At 66.3% G+C, this 22,265-nt stretch carries 15 protein-coding genes; 7 read left to right on the forward strand and 8 right to left on the reverse strand.

The features are described from left to right. Positions 1-2 precede the first annotated feature (2 nt). The 5 genes from BMX36_RS00645 to BMX36_RS00665 all read right to left on the reverse strand — a co-directional run bounded on the left by BMX36_RS00645 (position 3) and on the right by BMX36_RS00665 (position 7,340). Positions 3-452, reverse strand: a complete 450-nt coding sequence (locus BMX36_RS00645) for a MarR family winged helix-turn-helix transcriptional regulator (RefSeq protein WP_093063296.1) — start codon at positions 450-452, stop codon at positions 3-5. Positions 453-620: 168 nt separating this feature from the next. Then, positions 621-2,057: an efflux transporter outer membrane subunit gene (locus BMX36_RS00650; protein WP_256210602.1), complete on the reverse strand. Its 1,437-nt coding sequence runs from the start codon at positions 2,055-2,057 to the stop codon at positions 621-623. A 146-nt stretch (positions 2,058-2,203) separates the two neighbouring features. Then, positions 2,204-5,380 (reverse strand): efflux RND transporter permease subunit, encoded by a 3,177-nt coding sequence (locus tag BMX36_RS00655; RefSeq protein WP_093063298.1) that lies wholly within the window; start codon positions 5,378-5,380, stop codon positions 2,204-2,206. Positions 5,381-5,706: 326 nt separating this feature from the next. Next, on the reverse strand, positions 5,707-6,966 hold the full coding sequence (locus BMX36_RS00660; RefSeq protein ID WP_218142115.1) for an efflux RND transporter periplasmic adaptor subunit: 1,260 nt from the start codon (positions 6,964-6,966) through the stop codon (positions 5,707-5,709). Continuing rightward, entirely contained in the window at positions 6,963-7,340 is a 378-nt protein-coding gene (locus BMX36_RS00665) for a hypothetical protein (RefSeq protein ID WP_177178968.1), read from the reverse strand. Before BMX36_RS00665 ends, BMX36_RS00660 begins: the two co-directional genes overlap by 4 nt. Before the next feature lie 748 nt (positions 7,341-8,088). Between BMX36_RS00665 and BMX36_RS00670 the strand changes: the two genes are divergently transcribed. Continuing rightward, positions 8,089-9,045 (forward strand): ATP-grasp fold amidoligase family protein, encoded by a 957-nt coding sequence (locus tag BMX36_RS00670; protein ID WP_177178969.1) that lies wholly within the window; start codon positions 8,089-8,091, stop codon positions 9,043-9,045. A 106-nt stretch (positions 9,046-9,151) separates the two neighbouring features. Here BMX36_RS00670 and BMX36_RS00675 read toward each other — a convergent pair whose 3' ends face one another. Together BMX36_RS00675 and BMX36_RS00680 are read right to left on the reverse strand one after the other, a co-directional pair. Beyond that, positions 9,152-10,297 carry a CaiB/BaiF CoA transferase family protein gene (locus BMX36_RS00675; protein WP_093063300.1) on the reverse strand — a complete coding sequence of 382 codons (1,146 nt, stop codon included), beginning with the start codon at positions 10,295-10,297 and terminating at the stop codon, positions 9,152-9,154. A gap of 83 nt (positions 10,298-10,380) precedes the next feature. Continuing rightward, a complete protein-coding gene (locus tag BMX36_RS00680; RefSeq protein ID WP_093063301.1) occupies positions 10,381-11,280 on the reverse strand; it encodes an SDR family oxidoreductase in 900 nt (299 codons plus the stop codon). A 144-nt stretch (positions 11,281-11,424) separates the two neighbouring features. On the opposite strand from BMX36_RS00680, the gene BMX36_RS00685 reads away from it, so the two are divergent. After that, positions 11,425-12,921: a class I adenylate-forming enzyme family protein gene (locus BMX36_RS00685; protein ID WP_093063302.1), complete on the forward strand. Its 1,497-nt coding sequence runs from the start codon at positions 11,425-11,427 to the stop codon at positions 12,919-12,921. 76 nt (positions 12,922-12,997) lie between these two features. Here the strand turns inward: BMX36_RS00685 and BMX36_RS00690 are convergent, their stop codons facing one another. Then, the gene (locus BMX36_RS00690; RefSeq protein WP_093063303.1) at positions 12,998-15,874 is read right to left on the reverse strand and encodes a TonB-dependent receptor plug domain-containing protein; all 2,877 of its coding nucleotides are present in this window, start codon (positions 15,872-15,874) and stop codon (positions 12,998-13,000) included. Between the two features lie 432 nt (positions 15,875-16,306). Between BMX36_RS00690 and BMX36_RS00695 the strand changes: the two genes are divergently transcribed. From BMX36_RS00695 to BMX36_RS00715, 5 genes are all read left to right on the forward strand, one after another. Next, positions 16,307-17,023 carry a TetR family transcriptional regulator gene (locus tag BMX36_RS00695; RefSeq protein ID WP_093063304.1) on the forward strand — a complete coding sequence of 239 codons (717 nt, stop codon included), beginning with the start codon at positions 16,307-16,309 and terminating at the stop codon, positions 17,021-17,023. 92 nt (positions 17,024-17,115) lie between these two features. Beyond that, positions 17,116-18,633 carry an AMP-binding protein gene (locus BMX36_RS00700; RefSeq protein WP_093063305.1) on the forward strand — a complete coding sequence of 506 codons (1,518 nt, stop codon included), beginning with the start codon at positions 17,116-17,118 and terminating at the stop codon, positions 18,631-18,633. Beyond that, the gene (locus BMX36_RS00705; protein ID WP_093063306.1) at positions 18,630-19,997 is read left to right on the forward strand and encodes a spinster family MFS transporter; all 1,368 of its coding nucleotides are present in this window, start codon (positions 18,630-18,632) and stop codon (positions 19,995-19,997) included. The genes BMX36_RS00700 and BMX36_RS00705 overlap by 4 nt, the downstream gene beginning before the upstream one ends. 30 nt (positions 19,998-20,027) lie before the next feature. Further along, on the forward strand, positions 20,028-20,810 hold the full coding sequence (locus tag BMX36_RS00710; RefSeq protein ID WP_066775418.1) for an SDR family oxidoreductase: 783 nt from the start codon (positions 20,028-20,030) through the stop codon (positions 20,808-20,810). 186 nt (positions 20,811-20,996) lie between these two features. Beyond that, positions 20,997-22,256, forward strand: a complete 1,260-nt coding sequence (locus BMX36_RS00715) for an acetyl-CoA C-acetyltransferase (RefSeq protein ID WP_093063307.1) — start codon at positions 20,997-20,999, stop codon at positions 22,254-22,256. Positions 22,257-22,265 lie beyond the last annotated feature (9 nt).

Here is a 22,265-nt window from a genome sequence, read left to right on the forward strand (position 1 = left end):
GATCAGACCGGATCCGACGTGTCGAGCGCGCGCGCCACCTGTTCCAGAACCCGCGTCGCAACGGCGAGGTCGCCCTTGTCGATATCGGCGAACAGCGCGGCTCGGACCTGTGTTGAACGTTCCTCCGCCTGGGCAGCGAGCGCGCGACCGGCCTCGGTAAGGTGGATCGTCTTTGCGCGCTTGTCCGTGGGATCCGGGCGCCGCTCCGCCAGCCCGGCACGCTCGATCTGGTCGAGCAGGGGAACGACCGACGGGCCTTCCACGCCGAGCTGCTCCGCCAGCAAGCCCTGGCGAACCCCATCCTCCATCCGACCGAGCAGCATCACGGCAAGGGCGGAGGAGTGGGAGAGGGCCAGACCGGCAAGCGCCCGGTCGATGTGCCGGCGATAGGCGCGCGCCAAGGGCACGAGCTGAGTCGTGAAGGTTCGGGCAAGAAACAGGTCGTCAGCCACGCTGAGTAGATAGATTGTTATCTATCGATCTTCAACATCGTTGAGCGACAATGATTTTGGCCGGCGATTGCGACGGTTCGCGCGGATCGGGCTTCCTCTGTGAAGCTCCTGATCACCTATGGGCTGGTGCAATGTCGCCAGTGAAGGTTTCGCGCAGGTCCGGCCTGTTCATGGACCTTCTCTGCTTGCTTCAGGGGCGTTCCGCCAGCCGCCGCCGAGCGCGCGGAAGAGGTCGATCTGGGCGCGGGCGATCTGCGCGTCGGCCAGCGCGAGGGCCGCCTCGGTGTCGGCGAAGGTGCGTTCGCTGTCGAGCTGCGAGAGGCTGTCGATCTGGCCCTCGCGGCGCTGGGCGCGGGTGATCTTGGCGGCACGTTCCGCGGCGGTGCGGGCCTGCGCCAGCGCGTTGCGGCGCTCGATCGCCTGTTTGTAGTTGGAGAGGGCGGTTTCGGTTTCCTCCAGCGCCGTGAGGACCGTGCCGTCGAAGGTGGCGAGCGCGGCCTGGGTGTCGGCCTCCGCGCCGGCGATGCGCGCGCGGGCGCGGCCTGGGTTGACCGTCCAGCTCAGCAGCGGGCCGAGCAGCCAGTTGAGTGGGCCGGCGCCGAAGAGGTTGCCGAGGCCGGTGCTCGTTTGGCCGATCGAGCCGCCGAGCGTGATGCGCGGATAGAGGTCCGCGGTCGCGACGCCGATGCGCGCGGTGGCGGCGGCGAGGCGGCGTTCGGCGGCGCGCACGTCGGGGCGGCGGGCGAGCAGGGCCGCGCCGTCGCCCACCGGGATCGGCTGGTCGAGGCGCAGCGTCGACGTGCGCTGCGCGGCGATCGGGGGCAGCTCCTGCGGCGTGCGGCCGGTGAGCGTGGCGAGGCGAAAGAGCGCGGCCTGTCGCTCGGCGGCGAGCGTGGGCACGTCGGCGCGGCGCTGGTCGCGGAGCGCGGCGATGCGCGTGGCGTCGAGCGGGGTGGTCATGCCGACTTCGACGCGCCGCTCGGTGACGCGGAGCGACTGGTCGAGCAGCGCGACGATGCGTTCGGCGACGGCGAGGCGCTCGGCGGCGGCGGCGGCGTCGGCATAAGCGCGGGTGGTGGCGCTGACGACCGATACCTTGACCGCGTCGGCGTCGGCCTGAGCCGCGTCGACGTCGCCGCGGGCGGCTTCAACGTTGCGGCTGATGCGGCCGAACAGATCGACCTCGTAGGAGACGTCGAGGCCGCCGTCGACGAGCCAGGTTTCGCTGTCGACTCCCGGCAGCCGCTGGACTTGCGAGAAGCGGTTGTACTGGCCGCTTGCGCCTAAAGTCGCCTGCGGGGTGCGGGCGTTCTGCACCTCGCGCAGGCCGGCGCGGGCGCGTTCGAGGCGGGCGACGGCGACGCGGACGTCGGTGTTGGCGGCGAGCGCGTCGGTGATGAGGCCGTCGAGGACGGGGTCATTGTAGAGGTGCCACCAATTGTCGTCGGGGGAGGCGGCGGTGGTGACCGCCGGGCTGGTGCTGACGAACGGGGCGGCTGCGGTGGTCGGGGTGGCCGGGCGGGCGTAGTCGGGGCCGGCGGCGCAGGCTGCGAGCGTGAGGGCGGAGGCTGTTACTATGAGCTTCGTCAGCCAGCTGTTCCCCACATCTTTCCGCTTCCCCGGCGAAGGCCGGGGTCCAGTTACGAAGGTCGCAGTAACGGAGCGCAGCGTCTCTCGCCGGGGTTCCCCAACTGGGCCCCGGCCTTCGCCGGGGTGCAGGGTGGTGGTGTGTGTGAACATGGATATGCTCCTTACTCGGCGGGCTGCAGCGCGGGGTCGGTGTGGCGCTCGCGCCGGCGGCCGATCCGCGCCGCCAGCCCGCGGCAGACGACGTAGAAAGTGGGGGTGAAGATCAGGCCGAAGCCGGTGACGCCGATCATCCCGAAGAACACCGCCGTCCCCAGCGCCTGCCGCAGTTCCGCGCCGGCGCCGGTGGCGATCAGCAGCGGCACCGCGCCCAGGATGAAGGCGAAGCTGGTCATCAGGATCGGGCGCAGGCGATCCTGCGCCGCGCGCACCGCGGCCTCGACCGGCGAGAGGCCGTCCTGCTCCTCGGCCTGCTTGGCGAATTCGACCACAAGGATCGCATTCTTCGCGGCGAGCGCGATCAGCACGACCAGCCCGATCTGCGTGAGGACGTTATTGTCCATGCCGCGCAGGTTCACGCCGACCATCGCCGCGAGCAGGCACATCGGCACGATCAGGATGATCGACAGCGGCAGGAACAGGCTCTCGTATTGCGCCGCCAGCACGAGGAAGACGAACACCACCGCCAGCGCGAAGACGATGCCCGCGGTGCTGCCGGCGGCCTTCTCCTGGAAGGCGATGCCGGTCCATTCGGTGCCATAGCCCTTGGGCAGCGTCTCGGCGGCGATCTTCTCCATCGCCACCAGCGACGCGCCCGAGGAATAGCCCGGGGCGGTCTCGCCATCCACCTCGACCGCGGGGAAGAGGTTGTAGCGCGTGACGCGATAGGGGCCGGTGCGGTCCTCGAAATTGCTGACCGAGCCGATCGGCACCATCGCCCCGCTGTTCGAGCGGGTCTTGAGGTTGGCGATGTCCGCCGGGGTGGAGCGGAACGGTGCGTCGGCCTGTGCGGTGACGCGATAGGTGCGGCCGAGCAGGTTGAAGTCGTTGACGAACGCGCTGCCGAGATAGACCTGCAGCGCCTCGAACACGCGCTCCGGCGGCACGCCGAGCATGTCGGCCTTGGCGCGGTCGATATCGGCGAAGATGCGCGGCGTGGCGGTGTCGAAGAAGGTGAAGACCTGCGCCAGCCCCTCGGTCTGGTTCGCCTTGGCGAGCAGCTTCTGCGTCTCTTCGCCGAGTTTGCGATAATCGCCGCCCTCGCGATCCTGCACGATCATGCGATAGCCGCCGGCCGAGCCGATGCCCTGAATGAGCGGCGGCGGGATGACGAGAATGCGGGCCTCGTCGATATCGGCGGTGGCGGCGCGCACCTTGTCCATGATGCCGGCGAAGGTGACGCCGAGATCGGCGCGCTCCTCGAAGGATTTGAGCGGAACATAGGCGGCGGCGGTGTTCGGCGCGAGCGTCTGCGACGGGCCGTCGAAGCCCGCGAGCATGACGACGCCCTTCACGCCGTCGAGCGGCAGGATGCGCCTGGCGACCTTCTGCACGACGGCGTCGGTGCGCTCGACCGAGGCGCCGGCGGGGAGCTGGACGACGGTGAGGAAATAGCCCTGGTCCTGTGCCGGGATGAAGCCGGTGGGGGTGGCGACGAAGATCGCCCCCGTCGCGGCGATGAGCCCGGCATAGGTGAGCATCATGCTCTTCGGGCGGCGGACGAGCTTGTCGGTGAGGCGCGCGTAACGGTCGCTCAGCCGCTCGAAGCTGCGGTTGAACCAGTCGCCCGCCCGGCCGATCGCGCGGGTGACGCGGTTGCCGGGGCCTTCCGCTTCGTGGCCTTTCAGGAGGATCGCGGCGAGTGCGGGAGAGAGCGTGAGCGAGACGATCAGCGAGATGATCGTCGCGGTCGCGATCGTGACGGCGAACTGCTGGTAGAAGGCGCCCGACATGCCGGTGAGGAAGAGCGTCGGCACGAACACCGCGCACAGCACCAGCACGATCGCGGCCAGCGCGCCCGACACCTCGTCCATCGAGGTGCGCGCGGCCTCCAGCGGGGTGAGGCCGGCGGCGAGGTTGCGCTCGACATTCTCGACCACGACGATCGCGTCGTCGACGACGATGCCGATCGCCAGCACCAGCCCGAACAGCGACAGGGTGTTGAGTGAGTAGCCGAAGGCGGCGAGCACCGCGAACGTGCCGACCAGCGACACCGGGATCGCCACGATCGGAATGATCGCCGCGCGCCATTTCTGGAGGAATACGAGGATTACGAGGACGACGAGGACCATCGCCTCGAACAAGGTGTGGATCACCGCGTCCACCGATTGCGCGATGAATTCGGTGGGGTTGTAGATCACGCGATAGGCGAGGCCCTTGGGGAAGGACTTGGACATCGTCTCCATCTCGGCCGTCACCTTCTCGGCGGCGGCGAGCGCATTGGTGCCGGGGCGCTGGAAGACCGCGGCGATGACAGTCGGCTGGCCGGAGAGATAGGTGTTGGAGTTATAATCCTGCGCGCCGAGCTCGACCCGCGCGACGTCGCGCACGCGGACCTGATGGCCCTCCGCATCGGTACGGACGATCACGTTTCCGAACTGCGCGGGATCGACGAGGCGCCCCTGCGTTTCGACGTTGAGCTGGAAGGCGTTGCCCTGCGAATAGGGCGGCTGGCCGAGCGTGCCGGCGGCGACCTGCACGTTCTGCGCGCGCAAGGCGGCGACGATATCGCCCGCGGTGAGGTTCAGCGCGGCGGCGCGGCCGGGGTCGATCCAGATGCGCATGGCATAGTCGCGGCTGCCGAACAGGCGCACGTCGCCGACGCCGTCGATGCGGGCGAGCCGGTCGCGGACCTGGGTGAGCGCGTAGTTCGAGATATAGCCGCGATCGAGCGAGTTATCCGGCGAGATCAGGTTGACGACCATCAGGAAGTCGGGACTGGTCTTGCGCGTGACGACGCCGAGCCGCTGCACCTCGGTGGGCAGGCGCGGCACGGCGATGGCGACGCGGTTCTGCACCAGCACCTGCGCGGCATCGAGATCGGTGCCGATCTTGAACGTGACGGTGATGGTGACGACGCCGTCGCCGGTCGACTGCGAGCTCTGGTAGAGCATGTTGTCGACGCCGTTGATCTCCTGCTCGATCGGCGCGGCGACCGTCTCGGCGACGGTTTCCGCGGATGCGCCGGGATAGGTGGCGGTGACGGTGACGGTGGGGGGGACGATGTCCGGATATTGCGCGACCGGCAGCTGCCAATAGGCGATCGCGCCGATGATGGTGATGATCACTGCGATAACGCCGGCGAAGATCGGGCGGGTGATGAAGAAGCGCGACAGGCGCATGGGATGCTCCCCGGGTGCGAGGATTAGCTTGCATCGCCATTCAGCCCATACCGGCCTGCAAATGGCAGTTTCCCGCGCTTCCGGTGCTCACGTACTGAAGTACGCTGCGCTCCGGGTCGCGCAGAACTACCATTTTCGGCTCGGTCTGAACTGAATGGCGATACAACCTAAAAGGTTGGCTTGTTTGGGCCGTGTGGGGTGGAACACCTCCACTCCGTTCGCTCTGAGCTTGTCGAAGAGCGTGTTCCGCACGAGCCGCTGGCGGCTCTAGCCGGGCACGTGCTTCGACAGGCTCAGCACGAACGGGGGGTGGAAGGAGCGGCGGGCTAGCGGCTTGCGAACGTCGCCTGGCTCGCCACCGCGACGCCCCCGGCGCCGGGCGGCGCGGCCTCGTGCACCGGCGCGATGCGGCCGGCGCGGACGTTCACCTTGGTGCCCGGCATCGCCATCTGCGTTCCGCTGATGACCACGCGGTCGCTCGCGGCCAGCCCGCGGCGCACGACGCGCAGGCCGTCGACCACTGGCCCCAGCTGCACCGCCTTTGCCGCCACCGTGCCGTCGTGCGCGACGGTCAGCAGCGTCTTGCGCGCCTGGTCGGTCTGCACCGCAGAGTCGGGTACCAGCAGCGCCGGTGCCGTGCCGCCGCTCGAAAGGCGCATGTTGCCGAACATGCCCGGCGTCAGGAACAGGTCCGGGTTACGCAGCACCGCGCGGCCACGGATGGTGCCCGAGCGCGGGTCCAGGCCGTTGTCGGTGAAATCGAGCCGCCCGTCCCAGCGATACTCGCCCTCATCCTGCAGCTTGATCTCGACCGGCGACGCCGCCTCGCCCGCCGCCTGCGCGCGCTTGGTCTTGAGGAACAGCGCCTCGGAGCCGTCGAAGGCGAAATAGATCGGGTCGAGCGCATTGATCGTGGTCAGCAACGTGCCGCTGGTATCCCCGCCGGCGACGAGGTTGCCCGGATCGATCCGCCGGTCCGACACGCGCCCGCCGATCGGTGCGCGCACCTGCGTGAACTCCACATCAAGCGACCGCGCCCGCACGCGCGCCTCGGCCGCAGCAAGCGCGGCATTGGCGGCGCGCATTTGCGCATTGAGCTGATCGAGGTCGCTCTTCGAAATGCCTTCGTCAGCCACCAGCCGATTGCCGCGTTCGAGGTTCGCGCGCGCCAGCGCCACGTCGCTGCGCGCGCTGGCGAGCCCGGCGCGCGCCTCCGCGAGCGCGGCGGTGAATGGCCGCGGATCGATGGTGAACAGCAATTGGCCCTTGTTCACGATCGCGCCGTCAGTGAAGTGAACCGCGGTCACCGCGCCCGACACGCGCGGGCGCACCTCCACCGACTTGCTGGCCTCGAACCGGCCGACATAATCGTCCCATTCGGTTATCGGGCGGACGAGCGGGGCCGCCACCGTCACGGTCGGCGGCGGCGGTGCGGCGATCGCCGGCTGCTCGCGGTTCAGGGCTGCTGCGCCCGCCAGCGCCAGCAGCACCGGCGCACCGATCAGCGCGCCCGTGCGCCAGGTTCGCTTCCTTGGTTCGGCCACGACGGTCTCCGGCGCGGCCTCGATCTTGCTGTGCATGTTCATGCGCGTTGCGCCTTGTTGAACGTCGCCGCACGGATGCTGGCGAGCATGGTGTGATACTGGCCGGTGGTGAAGCCGGCCGCGAGAAACTCCGCCATCTCCTGCGCCGGCACCGACGCCCGATCGTGCCAGACGCGTACCGCCAGGCGGCGCAGCGCCTCCAGCCTTGGATCGGCCAGCCGCGGATTGGCTTGCTTGCCGAACAGATTGCCGAGTGCGACCGACAATCGGCCCGGCTCACGCAGCGTCGCCAGCGTGTCACCCCGGGCAAGCACGACCACCGCCCATTCCAGAGGCGACAGACGGTCAATGGCCGGGCGGTCGGCCGTGGCAGCTTGCTGGACGGCACCGAACTCGTCGAATGCGAGATAGGCCATCGGTATTCCCCTTTTCTGATTTGGGCGCGCGCCATCCCCCGGCCACCCGGATGAAAGACGGACACGTGCAGGAGCGATCGCCGCCGCGCGTGACCGCGGCCGACCATCACGGCATTTGAATGATGCAGGAACAGCGCGCGGGCTACGACCCGCGGCTTGCTCCGAAAGAACAAGGAGGCATGACAGCGCCCTTTCCATGAGAGCGCCGAAGCGGCACTCGTTCGATACCACATGGTATAGAAATCGCGCTGCGCTGCGTCAACATCTGTTTTGTACCGGATGGTATTTTTCTACAAGATCCTTTCCAAGTGCTGCCGAACGGCGCCTTGGCTCGCCTGCTCCATATAGCCGGAGTGCTTGGTCCCACCGGGAAACAGGGAGGGAGATCAACAGCCGCTGGGCGAGTCGAGGCATCGCAAGCATCGGAGGAATGCCGATGAGAGGCTGCTTTGCACTCCGTTTACATCCCTATTGATCGCGCCTGCGCCAAGCCCGAAGTTGCTGGTAGCGTACGCGTGAAGCAGGGGGCCTTATGCGTCGTTTGGCGACGACAACAATAAGCGACGTCCAGCCCGCCGCGTGCCTAGGCGTTGCGGAATGCGCCGCAGACATCCTGACCTTCTCCCCGGTCGAGGGAGCCGGAGAAGCAATGGTCATAGGGCGACCAGCGGGCGGCGCGGCCGAGCTGACCCGAACGGTGAGTTCTCGCGCGGAAAGGCCGTCGCGCCTGGCGCGCCATGCGCGCGCCGTGGTTCGTCTTGCCTGGGTCGCGCTGTGCCGGCTGCTGCCTAATCATCGCGGCATCAATCGCCTGGTCGCAGGCGTCTATTTCCGGCGCGTTCACGGTCGCCGTCCGGCGCTGCCCAATGCGCCCGAAAGCACAATCAACGACTTCATCTTCCACCGCATGACGGGCAACCGGTGGAGCGATCTCGAACGGCGCTGCGTGGACAAGATCACGGCCAAGGAGGAAGCGGCTCGCCTGTCGGCGTCCGTCGGCATTCCGCGCACCCGCGGGATGATCGCGATGGACGACATGCCCAATGCGTCCGTGCTCTACGATCGCTTGAGCCGCTTTGCCGGTGAAGACCTGGTGGCGAAGCCCGCCCATGGCAGTGGCGCCACGCTATGGTTTGCGCAGGGCATCACGCGAGAGCTTGCCCACTGGGCCTTTCAGGCCTGGCGCGACGATTACTTCTGGCAGATGCGCGAAACCCAATATGCCGGGCTGCCACGGCGCATCGTGATCGAGGATGCGGTGCGCAAAGCCGACGGAGCGCCGCCGGACGATTACAAGTTCATGTGCGTTCGCGGCACGCCTGTCCTGCTTCAGGTCGATCATGATCGGTTCGGGCCCAATCACCTGCGCCGCCTCTACCGGCTCCCGCATTTCGAACCTTATCATGCCGATGATGGCACGCCCGCTGTGGGAGGCTGGCAACTTGCCCAGCCCGAGCTGTTGGCCGACATGGCGGCGTTGGCCACGGCCCTGTCGCGCCCGTTCGATTATGTGCGGATCGACCTGCTGCTGGCTGACCGGCCCTATTTCGGCGAATTTACCTTCAGCCAGGGCGCGTCGCTCGGCCGATACGTTCCGACCTTGATCGCGAGTAACCCCCCGCAACCCTATGGCCGGTATCTGCTCGATCGGCTGCGTGAGAACGCTTTCGGCATGACGGGCCAGACCCCGAGCGACGTGGTCTGACGTAGCTCTCAGGCACAGCCGGGGCCTTCGCCGGTCCGAAAGCGCCGGTGATGCAGCACTTTCAGCCCGACGGGCCAAGGAACGAGCAGCCCCCGCTATCGCCCGATCACAGCCCCAGTTCGGCGCGGATCGCAGCGCCATCGGCATCCAGCGCCGGTGCGAGCCGCGCCGACGGCGTATGCGCCTCGAAATCGATCGGCGTCGCCGGCAGACGGATCGCCGCGCCATCGGCTCCTTGCGCGTCGACGTAGCAGCCGGCCGCCAGCGCCTGGGGATCGCGCGTCGCCTGTGCCACGGACTGCACAGGACCAAAGATCAGCTTCTCCGCCTCCAGTGCCACCTGCACCTCGGCCCAGCTCATGGCGGCAAACGCCGCATCAAGGATGTCGACGAGCGCCGGGCCGTTCGTTCGCCGCGCGCGCACGCCGCTGAACCGGTCATCCTCCAGCAGCTCGGGCCGGCCGATCGCCCGGGCGATGCGCGGCCAATCGCCCGATCCCTGGCGGGGAACCATGACGAACCATTGGCCGTCCGCCGACTGGAAGAAGTTGTTGAGCGGGTTCACCGCTTCCGGCCGCGCCTTGGTGGAGGCGAGCTTGTTCATCTGAAGCTGGATCGCGTGCTCGCACGAGGCGGCATAGATGCCCATGCGCAGCAGCGACGTTTCCAGCTTCTGCCCCTCGCCGGTGCGCGCGCGATGGAACAATGCCCCCATGATGCCGGCCACAAGGCCCATCGCCGCCATGTGATCGCCAATGCCGGTGCGAAGCTGCGCCGGATCGCCACCCTTCACGGTTGTCAGCGCGCAAAGGCCCGACCGCGCCCAGAAAGCGGTGATATCGAAACCGGGCTTGTCCGCCTCCGGACCGTTCGCACCATAGCCGGTGAAATTGGCGAAGATCAGATCGGGCTTGATCGCGCGAAGCTGTTCCCAGCCAAGGCCCAGCCGCTCCAGACTGGCCGGACGGGTGTTGGTGACGAACACGTCGGCGGTCGCGACCAATCGCCGCAGCACCTCCGCATCATCGCGCGCGGTCAGATCGAGCGCGATCGAGCGCTTGCCGCGATTGTCATTATCGAACACGCGGTTTTCGGTGTTCTCCAAGCCGATCGAGCCGAAGAACTGTCGAAAGGGATCACCCGCAGGGGGCTCCACCTTGATCACTTCCGCGCCCCAGTCCGACAAGATGCCGCAGGCTCCGGGGCCTGCCACATAGCTGGCAAGCTCAACGATACGAATGCCTTGCAACATCTTCCATCTCCCTTGACGCGGCGGCGATCTGTTGTGGCCGCCCTTCTTGTGTCCTGTTCGTACCGTGCTGCCCGGCGCACCCGTCAGACGGTGCGCTGAGCCTTGTCCTTGGCCGTGGTCGCGTAAATCGACTCACGCGCCTCAGCCCATTGTTCGTCCGACCAGGACCGCATGGACGAGAAATTGCCGCCGGTCGCAAGATAGCGCGCGCCATCGATGGCGATGGTCTGTCCGGTGAGATACTCGGCCTGGCGCGACATCAGGAACGCGGCGAGGTTCGCGAGCTCCGGCATGCGGCCGACCCGACCCATCGGATAATCAGCGGTGTCGCGGAACGCGCCGTCACCTTCGGTCGGGCGCAGGCGGGCGGACATGCCCTCTGTCGGGAAGGTGCCCGGCGCGATGCAGTTCAGCCGGATGCCACGATCCGCCCATTCGACCGCCAGGCTCTGCGACATCACGTTGACGCCAGCCTTCGACATGGCGCTGGGAACAGTGAACGCCGAGCCATTCCAGACCCAGGTGGCGAGGATCGACAGCACCGATGCGGGAATGCCCTCAGCAATCCAGCGCTTGCCGCACGCCAGCGTCATGGCGAAGGAACCACGGAAAACGATGTTCGAAATGGCGTCGAAGCCGCGCATCGAGAGATCCTGCGTGCGGCTGACGAAATTGCCTGCGGCGTTGTTGACGAGGCCGGTCAACGGCCCGCCATTGGCCCAGATCCGGTCGAGCGTTTCCTCGATCGCGTCAGCGTCCCGGATGTCGCAGGCGAGGCCGACCATCTTGCCGCCATGCAGTTCCATGAGTTCGTCCGCGGTCGCATCAAGCACGCTGCCGCGCCGGCCGCAGATGAAGACCTCCGCCCCAAGGATCAGAAACGCCTCGGCCATGACCTTTCCCAGGCCAGTGCCGCCGCCGGTGACGAGGATGCGTTGATCCTTCAGCAGGCCGTCACGGAACATCAAGTCGTCACGGGTCATCAGCTCTCCCCTTTTTCACTTGGCGCCTGCTGGGAGGCGCAGCTTGCAAACGCGATTTTATGTGCGTTAAAACGCGGCAGCGCCAATCGCAAGAGCGAAAGAAGTGCGGCCTTACTGCCCGTAAAAAAGTGAAGAGGATGAGCGATGAGCACAGCATCGGTGGATACCCTGGCACTGGCGATCGAGCGCAGGGCGCGCGAGGCGCCGACGCACATTGCCGTGATCACCGGGGCCGAGACGCTGAGCTATGATGCGCTTCATCGGCTTGGCCTGCGCATGGCAGGCGCGCTTGACCGGGATGGCATCGGTGTCGGCGATACGGTTGCGGTGCTCGCCGCGAATAGTGCGCTGTATCTGGCGCTGATGGTCGGCGCCGCGCGCGCCGGCGTGGTGCTCGCGGCCATCCCGGTATCCGCCGACCGGGCAGCGCAGGCTGCCATGATCGCGGATTCGGGCGCGCGCCTGCTGTTCACCGATCAAAAAGGGGAAGTCGCCTGCGAAACCATCACGGTAGCGATGGATGAGATCGGCGCTTGGATGGCGCCGGACGAGGTGTCTGTTTCGCAAGCGCCGGTCACGCCCGATGCGCCGATGACGATCATCTATTCCTCGGGCACGACCGGCTCCCCCAAGGGGATCGTGCAGCCCTTCCTGTATCGCGCACGCATGCTCGAAAGCGGCGCGGCGCGCGGCTATGGCGCCGATGCGGTGACGATGCTGGCGACGCCGCTCTACTCGAATACGACGCTTTCATCGCTGGTCCAGACGATCGGGGCAGGGGGCACGATCGTTTTGATGGCGAAGTTCGACGCGGGTGCCTGGCTGGCGGCGGCGGAAAGGCATCGCGCCACCCACGCCATGCTGGTGCCCGTGATGTGCAGCCGGCTGCTGGCCCATCCCGACTTCGATCGCACCGACCTCAGCGCCTTTCGGGTGAAATATTGCACCTCTGCGCCATTCGCTCCGGCGCTGAAGCAGGAGATGCTGGATCGCTGGCCCGGCGGGCTGGTGGAATTCTATGGCATGACCGAGGGCGGCGCGAGTTTCGTGCTGTTCGCGCATGAGCATCGCGACAAGCTCCACACGGTCGGCACGATCGCGCCTGGGGGCGAGTTGCGCCTGCTGAACGACGAGGACCAAGACGTGCCCCCCGGCGAGCAGGGCGAGATCGTCACCCGCTCGCCCAGCATGATGATCGGTTATCACAATCGTCCGGGAGAGACCGCCGCCTGCCGCTGGACCGCGCCTGACGGCAGCATCTGGCAGCGCACCGGCGATATCGGTCGGCTGGATGAAGACGGCTTTCTCTCCATCGTCGATCGCAAGAAGGACATGATCATCTCCGGCGGCTTCAACATCTATCCGTCGGACATCGAAGCGGTGCTGATCACCCATGATCAGGTGATCGAGGCGAGCGTCGTGGGCGTGCCGAGCGATACGTGGGGCGAGACGCCGGTCGCGTTCGTCGTCGCGCCGGGCGAGGATGGCGCGGCGCTCATGACGTGGCTGAACGGGCGGCTCGGCAAGATGCAGCGGGTGGCAGATGTCTGCCTGGTGAATGAATTGCCGCGCGGCCCGATCGGCAAGGTGCTGAAGCGGCAGCTGCGCGACAGCTATGTGATGCAGCCAGTGAGCGCCTGACACGAAAAGGGGCAAGGCCATCGGCCTTGCCCCAAGTTGAGGAGGGGAGCGGCGGGCCAGCCGCCGCTCCGGATGATCAGAAGCGGATACGGCCGCCAATCGTGATGTACCGCCCGACCGTATCGTAGAGCAGCGGATCGACCACGCGCGAGGTACCGAGCGTGATGTTGTTGGTGTCCGAGGGCGGCGGATCCTTGTCGAACAGGTTGTTGATCGACACGAACAGCTCCGGCTTCGCATCGCCTGCCTCGAACTGCTGCCGCAGCGTCAGATTGGTGTAGAACACCTCCGGCACGCGATCGATATCGACCGTCACCGGCGGGATCGCGCGGCGGTGGGCCGCGATGAACCGCTCCTGGATCGAGATCGTCGTGCCGCCCGAGGTGTAGGTCGCCTGCAGATTGGCACGCCAGCTGGGGAAGGAGCCGGTGCCGGCATATTGCACCGCCGCCACGCCGCGCGCTTCCTGGGTATAATCGTCGAGGTAGGTGGCGATGCCGCGCAGGCTCAGCTTGCCGCCGGCGAGATCGGTGGAATAGCTGGCGTCGAAATCGAGGCCGGAAATCTGCACCGTGGCGATATTGAGCGCGACGCCGTTCACGTCGGTTAGGCGCCCGTCCGGCCCGCGCACGGTAAGTGCGCAGAGGCCTGCATCACCCGCGAAGCACTGATTAACCAGTTGCTGCGCCGACAATGTCGTGATCGCATCCTCGATCTTGATCTTATAATAGTCGATCGAGAAGCCGAGGCCGGGAATGAAGTCCGGCCGGTAGGAGAGACCGGCGGCGATCGTCTTGGCGCGTTCGGGCACCAGATCAGGATTGCTGCCGGTGAAGGTGAAGACGTTCTGCGTCACCTGATTGTTGTTGAACGGATCGACGATCGCGACGACGTTGCGCGAACGCGGACCGAACAGGTCGCCGATGTTGGGCGCGCGAATATCACGCGAATAGGTGCCGCGCAGACGCAGACCGGAGAAGACTTCGCCGGTCAGGCCGAGCTTCCAGGTGGTGACGCCGCCGCTGGTGCTGTAGTCAGTGCGGCGGATCGCACCGTTGAAATCGACCGATTGCAGGAACTTGTCGCCACGAAACAGCGGCACCAGAACCTCGCCGAACGCTTCCTTGACGTTGTAGCTGCCTGCGGAAGCCTGCGGATTGGTGGCGTTGAAGCCGATCACGCTGGAGATCGGATCGACACGGATGTCACCGGACATGTCACGATACTCGGCGCCGACTGCCGCTGCGACATCGCCCGCCCAGGTGGAGAACAGATTGCCGCGCACCGTGAGCGCGACGACGTCCTGCTTGGCGACCGAGCGGGCGAAGCCGCTGCCCTGCTGGTAGGCGCGCTGCTCGGCCGTCATCGGCGCCGTGCCGAACGGGTTCCACGGCACGCAGCCGTTGGTGGGATTGCTCAGCGTCGAGCGGCACACGATCTGGCCGGTTGCCGGGTTGACGACGGCGTCGGCGGCAGCGCGCGTATTGGCGTTATTCCGCTGATTTTCCGTTTCCAGCGTAAAGCGGGTCTCGCCGTGCTCGTAATAGCCGTCAACGGTGAAGCCGCCCAGGGACGCCTTGAAGCCGGTGGTGAGGTTCAGCGTCTTAGTGGTGTTGGTGACCAGGTTCTGGCCCCAGGTGCCGTCCAGCTTGCCGAGTTCAATGGAGGTGAAGCCGTTCGCCGCCATGGTCTGACGGATGTTCTCCGGCAAATAGGCGTTGTCGGCCTGGATCACCAGGCCGCCGCTGCCGATGAAGAAGGGCATCAGCAGGGGGTAGAAGGTCTTGGAATAGCCGTAGCCGCCCTCGGCGAAGACCGAAAAATCGTTGCTGAACTCGAACTCGGCATGACCGAACGCCGTCTTGGCGTTGAGGTCGGACACGATTGCCGCCGGGTAGCGAGGCCCTTCGCCGCCCACCTCGACCGTGCCGGTGAACAGATCGCCGTGCTGATAAAGCGACTGCGCGCCGCTGGCGTCGAACTGAATGTCGCGCAGCGAGCCGGCGCCGACGCGCGTTGCGCCGCGACGTGCGCCGGTGATGAGGCCGCCATAGGTGGCGGCGGCAAGGTTCACGTCCTCCCGCAGCAACAGCTGCGGCTGGCCATTGGTCTGCGTGTAAGTGGGATTTGGGATCGTTGCCCAGCCGCGCTGCGCCCAATCGCGCTGGCGGCCATCAATCGGATCCTGTTCGTTGATGCTGCCGGACAGGATCACGCTGCCGCGATCGCCAGCGAACCCGAAGCCGCCCGAGGCCTCGACTGCCCAGCTGTGCCCGTCACCATGCGTGGAGATGCCGTTGCGTGCTTCGGCCATCACCCCACGGAATTTGGTATCCAGGACAAAGTTGACGACGCCCGCCACCGCATCTGACCCGTAAGCGGCAGAGGCGCCGCCGGTGACAATGTCGACGCGCTTGATCAGCTGCTGCGGGAACATGGCGATATCGGCGGTACCGGTGACACCTGATGCAGGCGGGCGGCGGCCGTCGAGCAGCACCAGCGTGCGGGTAATGCCGAGGTTGCGCAGGTTGGCCGTGCTCGACGTACTGGATACCGATCCGCCGGGCGTGAAGCTTGGCGTGGCCGGGCCGGTCGATCCAGTCAGCTGCGGCAGCTGGCGCAACGCGTCAGTGATGTTGGGCGCGGAGTTCTTCAGGTCCTCGCTGCCGACGACGGTGATCGGAGTGGGGGCCTGGTAGCCGTTGGAGACGACGCGCGAACCGGTGACGACGATATCGCCATCGGTCGAGGATGCGGACGCGGTCGGCGCCTCGCTGGCGGGATAAAGCGCTTCGGTCTGGGACTGGCCTGGCGTGCCCTTTTCGGCTTCCCCAGCGATCGCCGCGTCCGGCACGGTGCCAAGTCCAGCGGGAGGCGTTTGGGTCTGAGCCATGGCGGGCGTCGCGCACAGCGCGATGGTGGAACAGCACGCCATAATGTTGAACAGCTTCACAGGCTTTCCTCTCCCTTGAACGCCGCGTCGATCAGCCGTGCTGCGCCGCGCCCAAATTTGGGCTTTCAGCGCACGCCCCTTGTGACGCGCTTTACAACTTCGGACTTAACGATTGGACAACTGAGCGCTTAATGCTCTTTCACTTCGCGCTTTACAAGCGTCAAAACGGCGGTGTTGTGGATGCGCGGGAGTGAAAGAACGCGGTTCTGTCACTCACCTGAGGTCAAGCGGCGCTTGGTAGTGCCGTTAAGTGAGCGCCACGTTGCGCTTCGGATAGGCATGGTTTTAACAGCCTTTAATCTCGCGTTTTACACACGTGAAAAAAGGCGTTAGAGATAGGGCAGTCGGCGTGCGACCGACGGGAGAGCAGATGAGTTCGAGGCGACAAACTTTGTTATCGATCCGGACGAACGCCTTCGTGGAGTCCGCGGCATGTCCGTGAGCGAGCGCGGGGCCGCGATTGCCGATGCGGTGGATGTTGGCGCGGTCACCCCGCTAGCCGAAGCGGCCGCGTCAGGCGCGGGAAGTGCCCGCCTTGGTGCCTCGGGACGCGAGATTCTGCTCGATGCGGCACGCGACCTGATGATCGTCCGGGGCAGCAGCGAGGTTTCGCTGCACGCCATTGCGCGTCGCGCAGGTGTGACCGCGCCGCTGATCAAATATTACTTCGGCAGCAAGGAAGGGCTGATGACGGCCCTGGTAGAGTCGGACACGGCTCGCTCGCTGGGGCAGCTGGAACAGCTGATCGACCTTGATGTCTCGCCGACGCAGAAGCTCAAGCTGCACGTTACCGGAATCATCCGCACCTATGCGCGGCATCCGTATCTGAACGGTCTGCTCAACCGGCTGGTGCGTGAGTCCGAATCCGAGGCGTCCAGCCGCATCAAGGCAAATTTCGTCGAACCGCTGATCAAGGCGCAGCGCCGGATCATCGAGGCCGGCATCGCCACTGGCGAGTTTCGCGCGATCGACCCCAATCACGCTTATTTCCTGATCGTCGGTGCCTGCCAGTATCTGTTCGCAACACGCGTGCCGTTTGGCGATCTGATGGATGGCGCGCCGTCACAGGACGCCTTTGTCCGCACCTATACCGCCGCCGCGCTCGACTTCATCCTGAGAGGATTGGGCGTTGCGCCGGAGCAGAACTGAACCGGCCAGACGGGTCATGCTGGCGGCCTGACGCACTCAAGCCACCCGTTCGCAATCGACCGGTCCGCAACGAACAAGGAGAGGTATAGCCGATGCATCCGCGTCACTTCGCCGGGGAGACGCCCGGCAAAGCCGCTTACATCATGGCTGGCAGCGGCGAACAGGTTACCTACGCCGAACTGGAAGCACGCGCCAATCAGGTGGCGCACTGGCTCCAGTCGCAGGGCGTGCGCGCCGGCGACGTGGTTGCGCTGATGGCGGAGAACCACCCGCGATTCTATGAGCTGGTTTGGGGGATGCAGCGGATCGGCGTCCACTATCTGGTGATTGCCACTGCGCTGACGCAGGGCGAAGTGGCCTACATTCTGCGCGACGCCGATGCGCGCCTGGCGATCCTGTCGGCCAAGGTTCTGGGGCGGCTGGGCGACGCACAATTGCCTTGTCCGACGACGTGCCTGGATGACGATCTCGTGGCGACGATCCGTCGCTTCCCGGAAGTCCCGGTGGACGGGGAGGCGCCCGGCACCGACATGCTCTATTCGTCCGGCACAACCGGCTTTCCAAAGGGCATCAAGTCGCCATTGCCGGCCAGTTTCGAGCAGCCGCCGCGCGCGGTGGAGATCGGTTCACGCTTTTTCGGCTACGCTCAGGACAGCGTCTATCTATGTCCTGCGCCGCTTTACCATGCAGCGCCGCTGCGCTGGAGCCTCGCGATCCACCGTCTGGGCGGGACGGTGGTCCTGATGGAGAAGTTCGACGCGGTCGCGGCGCTCTCGGCGATCGACAGATATAAGGTGACGGTGGCGCAGGTCGTGCCGACGCATCTCGCGCGGATGCTGGCGCTGCCAGAGGCGGAACGGACGCGCCATGATCTTTCCACGCTGAAGTCCGTATTCCACGCCGGTGCGCCATGCCCCGTGCCGCTGAAGCATCAGGCGATCGCCTGGCTGGGGCCGATCATCGGTGAATTCTATAGCGGGACCGAAGGGGTGGGGCTGACGGTCGCGACCTGCGCCGATTGGGTCGCGCGGCCCGGCACGGTTGGGCGGGCCATACAGGGCGAGATCCGCATTTGCGGCGAGGATGGCGAGGAATTGCCGATCGGGGAGGAAGGGCTGGTGCGCTTCGCCAACCCCAATCCGTTCAGTTACCACAATGATTCCGAACGAACCGCGGCCGCCTATAATCAGCATGGCTGGCCCACGCTTGGCGATATCGGCCGTGTCGATGCGGACGGCTTTTTGTTCCTGACCGACCGCGCCAATTTCATGATCATCTCGGGCGGCGTGAACATTTATCCGCAGGAGGTGGAGAACCGACTGCTGGAGCATCCCGACGTCGCGGACGCTGCGGTGATCGGCATGCCCGACGCGGAGATGGGCGAGCAGGTGACGGCACTGATCGAGCCACGAACATGGCCCGTGGTGAACGAGCCCGAGCTTGCCGCGCGGCTGGACGCCTTCGCGCGTGAAGGGCTGAGCGCAGTCAAGGTGCCGCGTCGCTATGTCTTTCGCCAGACGCTGGAGCGGACGGACGCAGGCAAACTGGTCAAGCGACGTCTGCGGGATGCGCTGATCGCCCAAGACAATAACGAAGGGATGGCAGCATGAGCAGTGCGGCACGTGCGTTGACCGACGTGGCTGAGGCGGAGGCTGAGGCGATCACGCCAGAGGCGACGCCCCAGGACTTTCCGCTGCCAAGCGCGATCGCGGCCCGCTACACGGTTGGGCTGCTGACGATCGTCTACATGCTCAATTTCGTCGACCGGCAGATCGTCAACATTCTGGCCGAACCGATCAAGCGCGACCTGGGATTGGCGGATTGGCAGCTCGGCGCGATGACCGGCCTTGGCTTCGCAATGTTCTATACGACGCTGGGCATTCCGATGGCGCGGCTGGCCGAGCGCTGGCATCGCGGGCGGATCATCGCCGGCTGCCTGGTCGTTTGGAGCGGCTTCACGGTGGTCTGCGGCATGTCGACCACCTTCGTGCAGATCCTGCTGGCGCGGATCGGTGTGGGCGTGGGTGAGGCGGGTTGCACGCCATCGGCGCAGTCGTTGATTGCCGACAGCGTGCCGCTCAACAAACGCGCGTCGGCATTGGGCACCTTTTCGATGGGCGTGCCAGTCGGCTCGCTGGCGGGCCTCGTGCTCGGCGGGATCGTCGCGCAAAGCTATGGCTGGCGGGCGGCGTTCATGGTGGCGGGCGCGCCGGGGGTGATCCTGGCACTGATCGCCTTTGCCACCTTGCGTGATCCGCGGCCGAGCAGCACGCCGGCCTCGCGCGCGAACCTGCTGCCGCTGAGCGCGGTACTGGCGCAGCTTCGCCAGCAGCCGGCCTTCTGGTGGCTGGCGGCGGGATCGGCGATCACCTCCTTTGTCGGCTATGGCCAGCAGGCGTTCTACGTCTCCTTCTTCCTGCGCAACTATACGCCCGAACTGGCCGCGGCGGCGCAAAGCGTCGGCTTTGCCGGACCGCTGGCATTCGTGGGCGTGGCATTGGGCATCGTTCTTGGCGTGTCGGGCGGGATCGGGACGCTGGTCGGCGGCCGCCTCGGCGATCGCTTCGCGGCGCAAGGACCAGGCGGATACGGCATGGTGGCCGCGATCTCGATGCTGATTGCCGGGCCGCTGCTCGCGGCGGTGTTCTTCCTCGGCAGCGGGCTGACGATCCTGGCGCTGCTCGCCGTGCCGCTGTTCTTCAAGAACATGTGGTTCGGCCCGGTGTTCGCCGGCATTCAGGGGATGATTCCGCAACGCTCGCGATCGACCGCCACGGCGATCTTCCTGTTCGTGCTCAATGCCGGTGGGCTGGGGCTTGGGGCGTTGCTGACCGGCCTGATCAGCGACATGTTCGCGACGAGCTACGGCGAGGCGGAGGGCGTGCGTTATGCGCTGGTCGCCACCTCGCTCGTCTCCTTCCTGTCCGCCGCCTGCTTCTGGCGCGCCGCCGTGGCGATGCGCCGGGCGGCGTGAATTCTTACATGATCAACAAGGGACCATTTCATGCAGATTACCGCTGATACCGCCGCCGTCGTGACGGGCGGCGCCTCCGGCCTCGGCCGCGCCAGTGCCGAGGCGCTCGCCGCCGCCGGCGTGAAGGTCGCCATTTTCGACCTGAACGAGGAAGCGGGACAGGAGGTCGCCGATGCGATCGGCGGCATCTTCTGCCACGTCAATATCATGAGCGAGGAGTCGGTGCTCGCCGGCTTCGAAAAGGCACGCGCGGCGCACGGCCAGGAGCGCATCCTGGTCCATTGCGCGATGGCGAACCGCAAGGGCAAGACTGTCGGTCGCAACAAGCAGACTGGCGAGTTCACGCGCTTCTCCACGGAGGATTTCGCCTTCGCCACCGACGGCATCCTGATCTCCAGCTACCGCATGGCGTCGCTCTCCGCCTTCGGCATGGCAGGCCTGGAGCCGCTGGAGGATGGCGAGCGCGGAACGATCATCATGACCTCGTCGGTCGCGGCGCAGGACGCACAGATCGGGCAGGTCGCCTATGGCGCGGGCAAGGCGGGCGTGAACGGCATGGTCCTGCCGATGGCGCGCGACCTGATGGACCTCGGCATTCGCGTCAATGCGATCATGCCCGGGATCTTCGGCACGCCGCTGCTCGGCAAATTGCCGCAGCAGGTGTTCGACAACCTCAATGCGTCGGTGCCGTTTCCCAAGCGGCTGGGCAAGCCGGACGAATATGGTTCGCTGGTGCTGGAACTGGTGCGCAATGCTTATTTCAACGGCCAGTCGATCCGGCTGGACGGCGCGATCCGCATGGCGCCTCGGTGAATTGAGGGTGCGGAACACCGACTGTTCCACCCGTCATCCCGGACTTGATCCGGGATCCATGGTTCCGCACACACTGAGGCCGATGCGTACGCGGCACGTCGGATCCCGGATCAAGTCCGGGATGACGGCGCGAGTGGGGCTGCGACCCGGCCCAAGGACAAGTCCGGACTTCAAAGAGGTACGACCATGACCACCGCCTATATCGTCGATGCCGTTCGCACCCCGCGCGGGGGTGGCAAGCTGGGCAAGGGCGCGCTGACGCATCTTCACCCGCAGCATCTCGGCGCGACCGTGCTGAAGGCGCTGAAGGAGCGCAACAATCTCGATACGTCCAAGGTGGACGACATCATCTGGTCGACCAGCCAGCAGCGCGGCAAGCAGGGCGGGGATCTCGGCCGCCTCTCCGCGCTCTACGCCGGCTATGACACCAAGGCGTCCGGCGTGACGCTGGATCGCTATTGCGGTGGCGGGATCAGCAGCGTCGGCTTCGCCGCATCGCAGATCATCGCCGGGTTCGAGGATGTCGTGATCGCTGGCGGCACTGAAATGATGAGCCACCATGCGGAGGCGGACAGCTGGGAACAGGGCACCCCCCTTGCGCAGCTCGGCCGCGCCAAAGGCAATTACGCGCTGTACGACGAACACCCGATCTCGCACGTCGGCGTCGCTGCGGATGCCATTGCCGGCATGGAGGGCATCACGCGCGAGGAGCTCGATGCCTTTGGTGCCGAGAGCCAGCGCCGGGCGGCCGTGGCGATGGAAGAGGGACGTTTCGATAAGAGCGTCGTACCCGTGTATAACGACGACGGCTCGCTCGCCCTCGATCGCGACGAGTTCCCGCGTCCGCAGACGACGGCCGAAAGCCTGGCGACGCTGAAGCCGAGTTTCGTGGCGATCAACGACGTCGCCGCCTCGCCGGACGGCACGACGATGAAGCAGATGATCCAGCGCAAGTACCCGGATCTGGATTGGAAGCCGGTGCATCATGCCGGCACGTCGTCTGGCGTGGTCGACGGCTCTGCGGCACTGCTGCTCGCATCGGAGGAAGGGCTGAAGGCGAATGGCTGGAAGGCGCGGGCGCGGATCGTCACCGCGGTGAACCATGGCGATTGCCCCACGCTGATCCTCAACGCGCCGGTTCCCGCCGCGAAGAAGGCGCTGCAGCGTGCGGGCCTGACAGTTGACGACATCGATGTTTGGGAAATTAACGAGGCGTTCGCCATCGTGACGGAGAAAGCGATCCGTGATCTGGGGCTGGACCGTGCCAAGGTGAACGTCAACGGCGGCGCCATCGCGCTGGGGCATCCGATCGGCGCGACGGGCTCGATGCTGATCGGCACCGCGCTTGACGAACTGGAGCGCACCGGCGGCCGCTATGCGCTGATCACGCAATGCGCCTTTGGCGGCATGGCGCCGGCGCTGATCATCGAGCGCGTCGAGGGCTGACGTGACTTG

Origin of the sequence: Sphingomonas sp. OV641 (genome assembly GCF_900109205.1) — a bacterium.
Taxonomy (GTDB): domain Bacteria; phylum Pseudomonadota; class Alphaproteobacteria; order Sphingomonadales; family Sphingomonadaceae; genus Sphingomonas.

Bases quoted from the DNA above. Each gene is read 5' to 3' on its own strand.
- BMX36_RS00655 (WP_093063298.1), bottom strand. From the start codon at position 5,380: ATGCGCCTGTCGCGCTTCTTCATCACCCGCCCGATCTTCGCCGGCGTT.
- BMX36_RS00660 (WP_218142115.1), bottom strand. From the start codon at position 6,966: ATGAACATGCACAGCAAGATCGAGGCCGCGCCGGAGACCGTCGTGGCC.
- BMX36_RS00665 (WP_177178968.1), bottom strand. From the start codon at position 7,340: ATGGCCTATCTCGCATTCGACGAGTTCGGTGCCGTCCAGCAAGCTGCC.
- BMX36_RS00675 (WP_093063300.1), bottom strand. From the start codon at position 10,297: ATGTTGCAAGGCATTCGTATCGTTGAGCTTGCCAGCTATGTGGCAGGC.
- BMX36_RS00680 (WP_093063301.1), bottom strand. From the start codon at position 11,280: ATGACCCGTGACGACTTGATGTTCCGTGACGGCCTGCTGAAGGATCAA.
- BMX36_RS00685 (WP_093063302.1), top strand. From the start codon at position 11,425: ATGAGCACAGCATCGGTGGATACCCTGGCACTGGCGATCGAGCGCAGG.
- BMX36_RS00695 (WP_093063304.1), top strand. From the start codon at position 16,307: ATGTCCGTGAGCGAGCGCGGGGCCGCGATTGCCGATGCGGTGGATGTT.
- BMX36_RS00700 (WP_093063305.1), top strand. From the start codon at position 17,116: ATGCATCCGCGTCACTTCGCCGGGGAGACGCCCGGCAAAGCCGCTTAC.
- BMX36_RS00705 (WP_093063306.1), top strand. From the start codon at position 18,630: ATGAGCAGTGCGGCACGTGCGTTGACCGACGTGGCTGAGGCGGAGGCT.
- BMX36_RS00710 (WP_066775418.1), top strand. From the start codon at position 20,028: ATGCAGATTACCGCTGATACCGCCGCCGTCGTGACGGGCGGCGCCTCC.
- BMX36_RS00715 (WP_093063307.1), top strand. From the start codon at position 20,997: ATGACCACCGCCTATATCGTCGATGCCGTTCGCACCCCGCGCGGGGGT.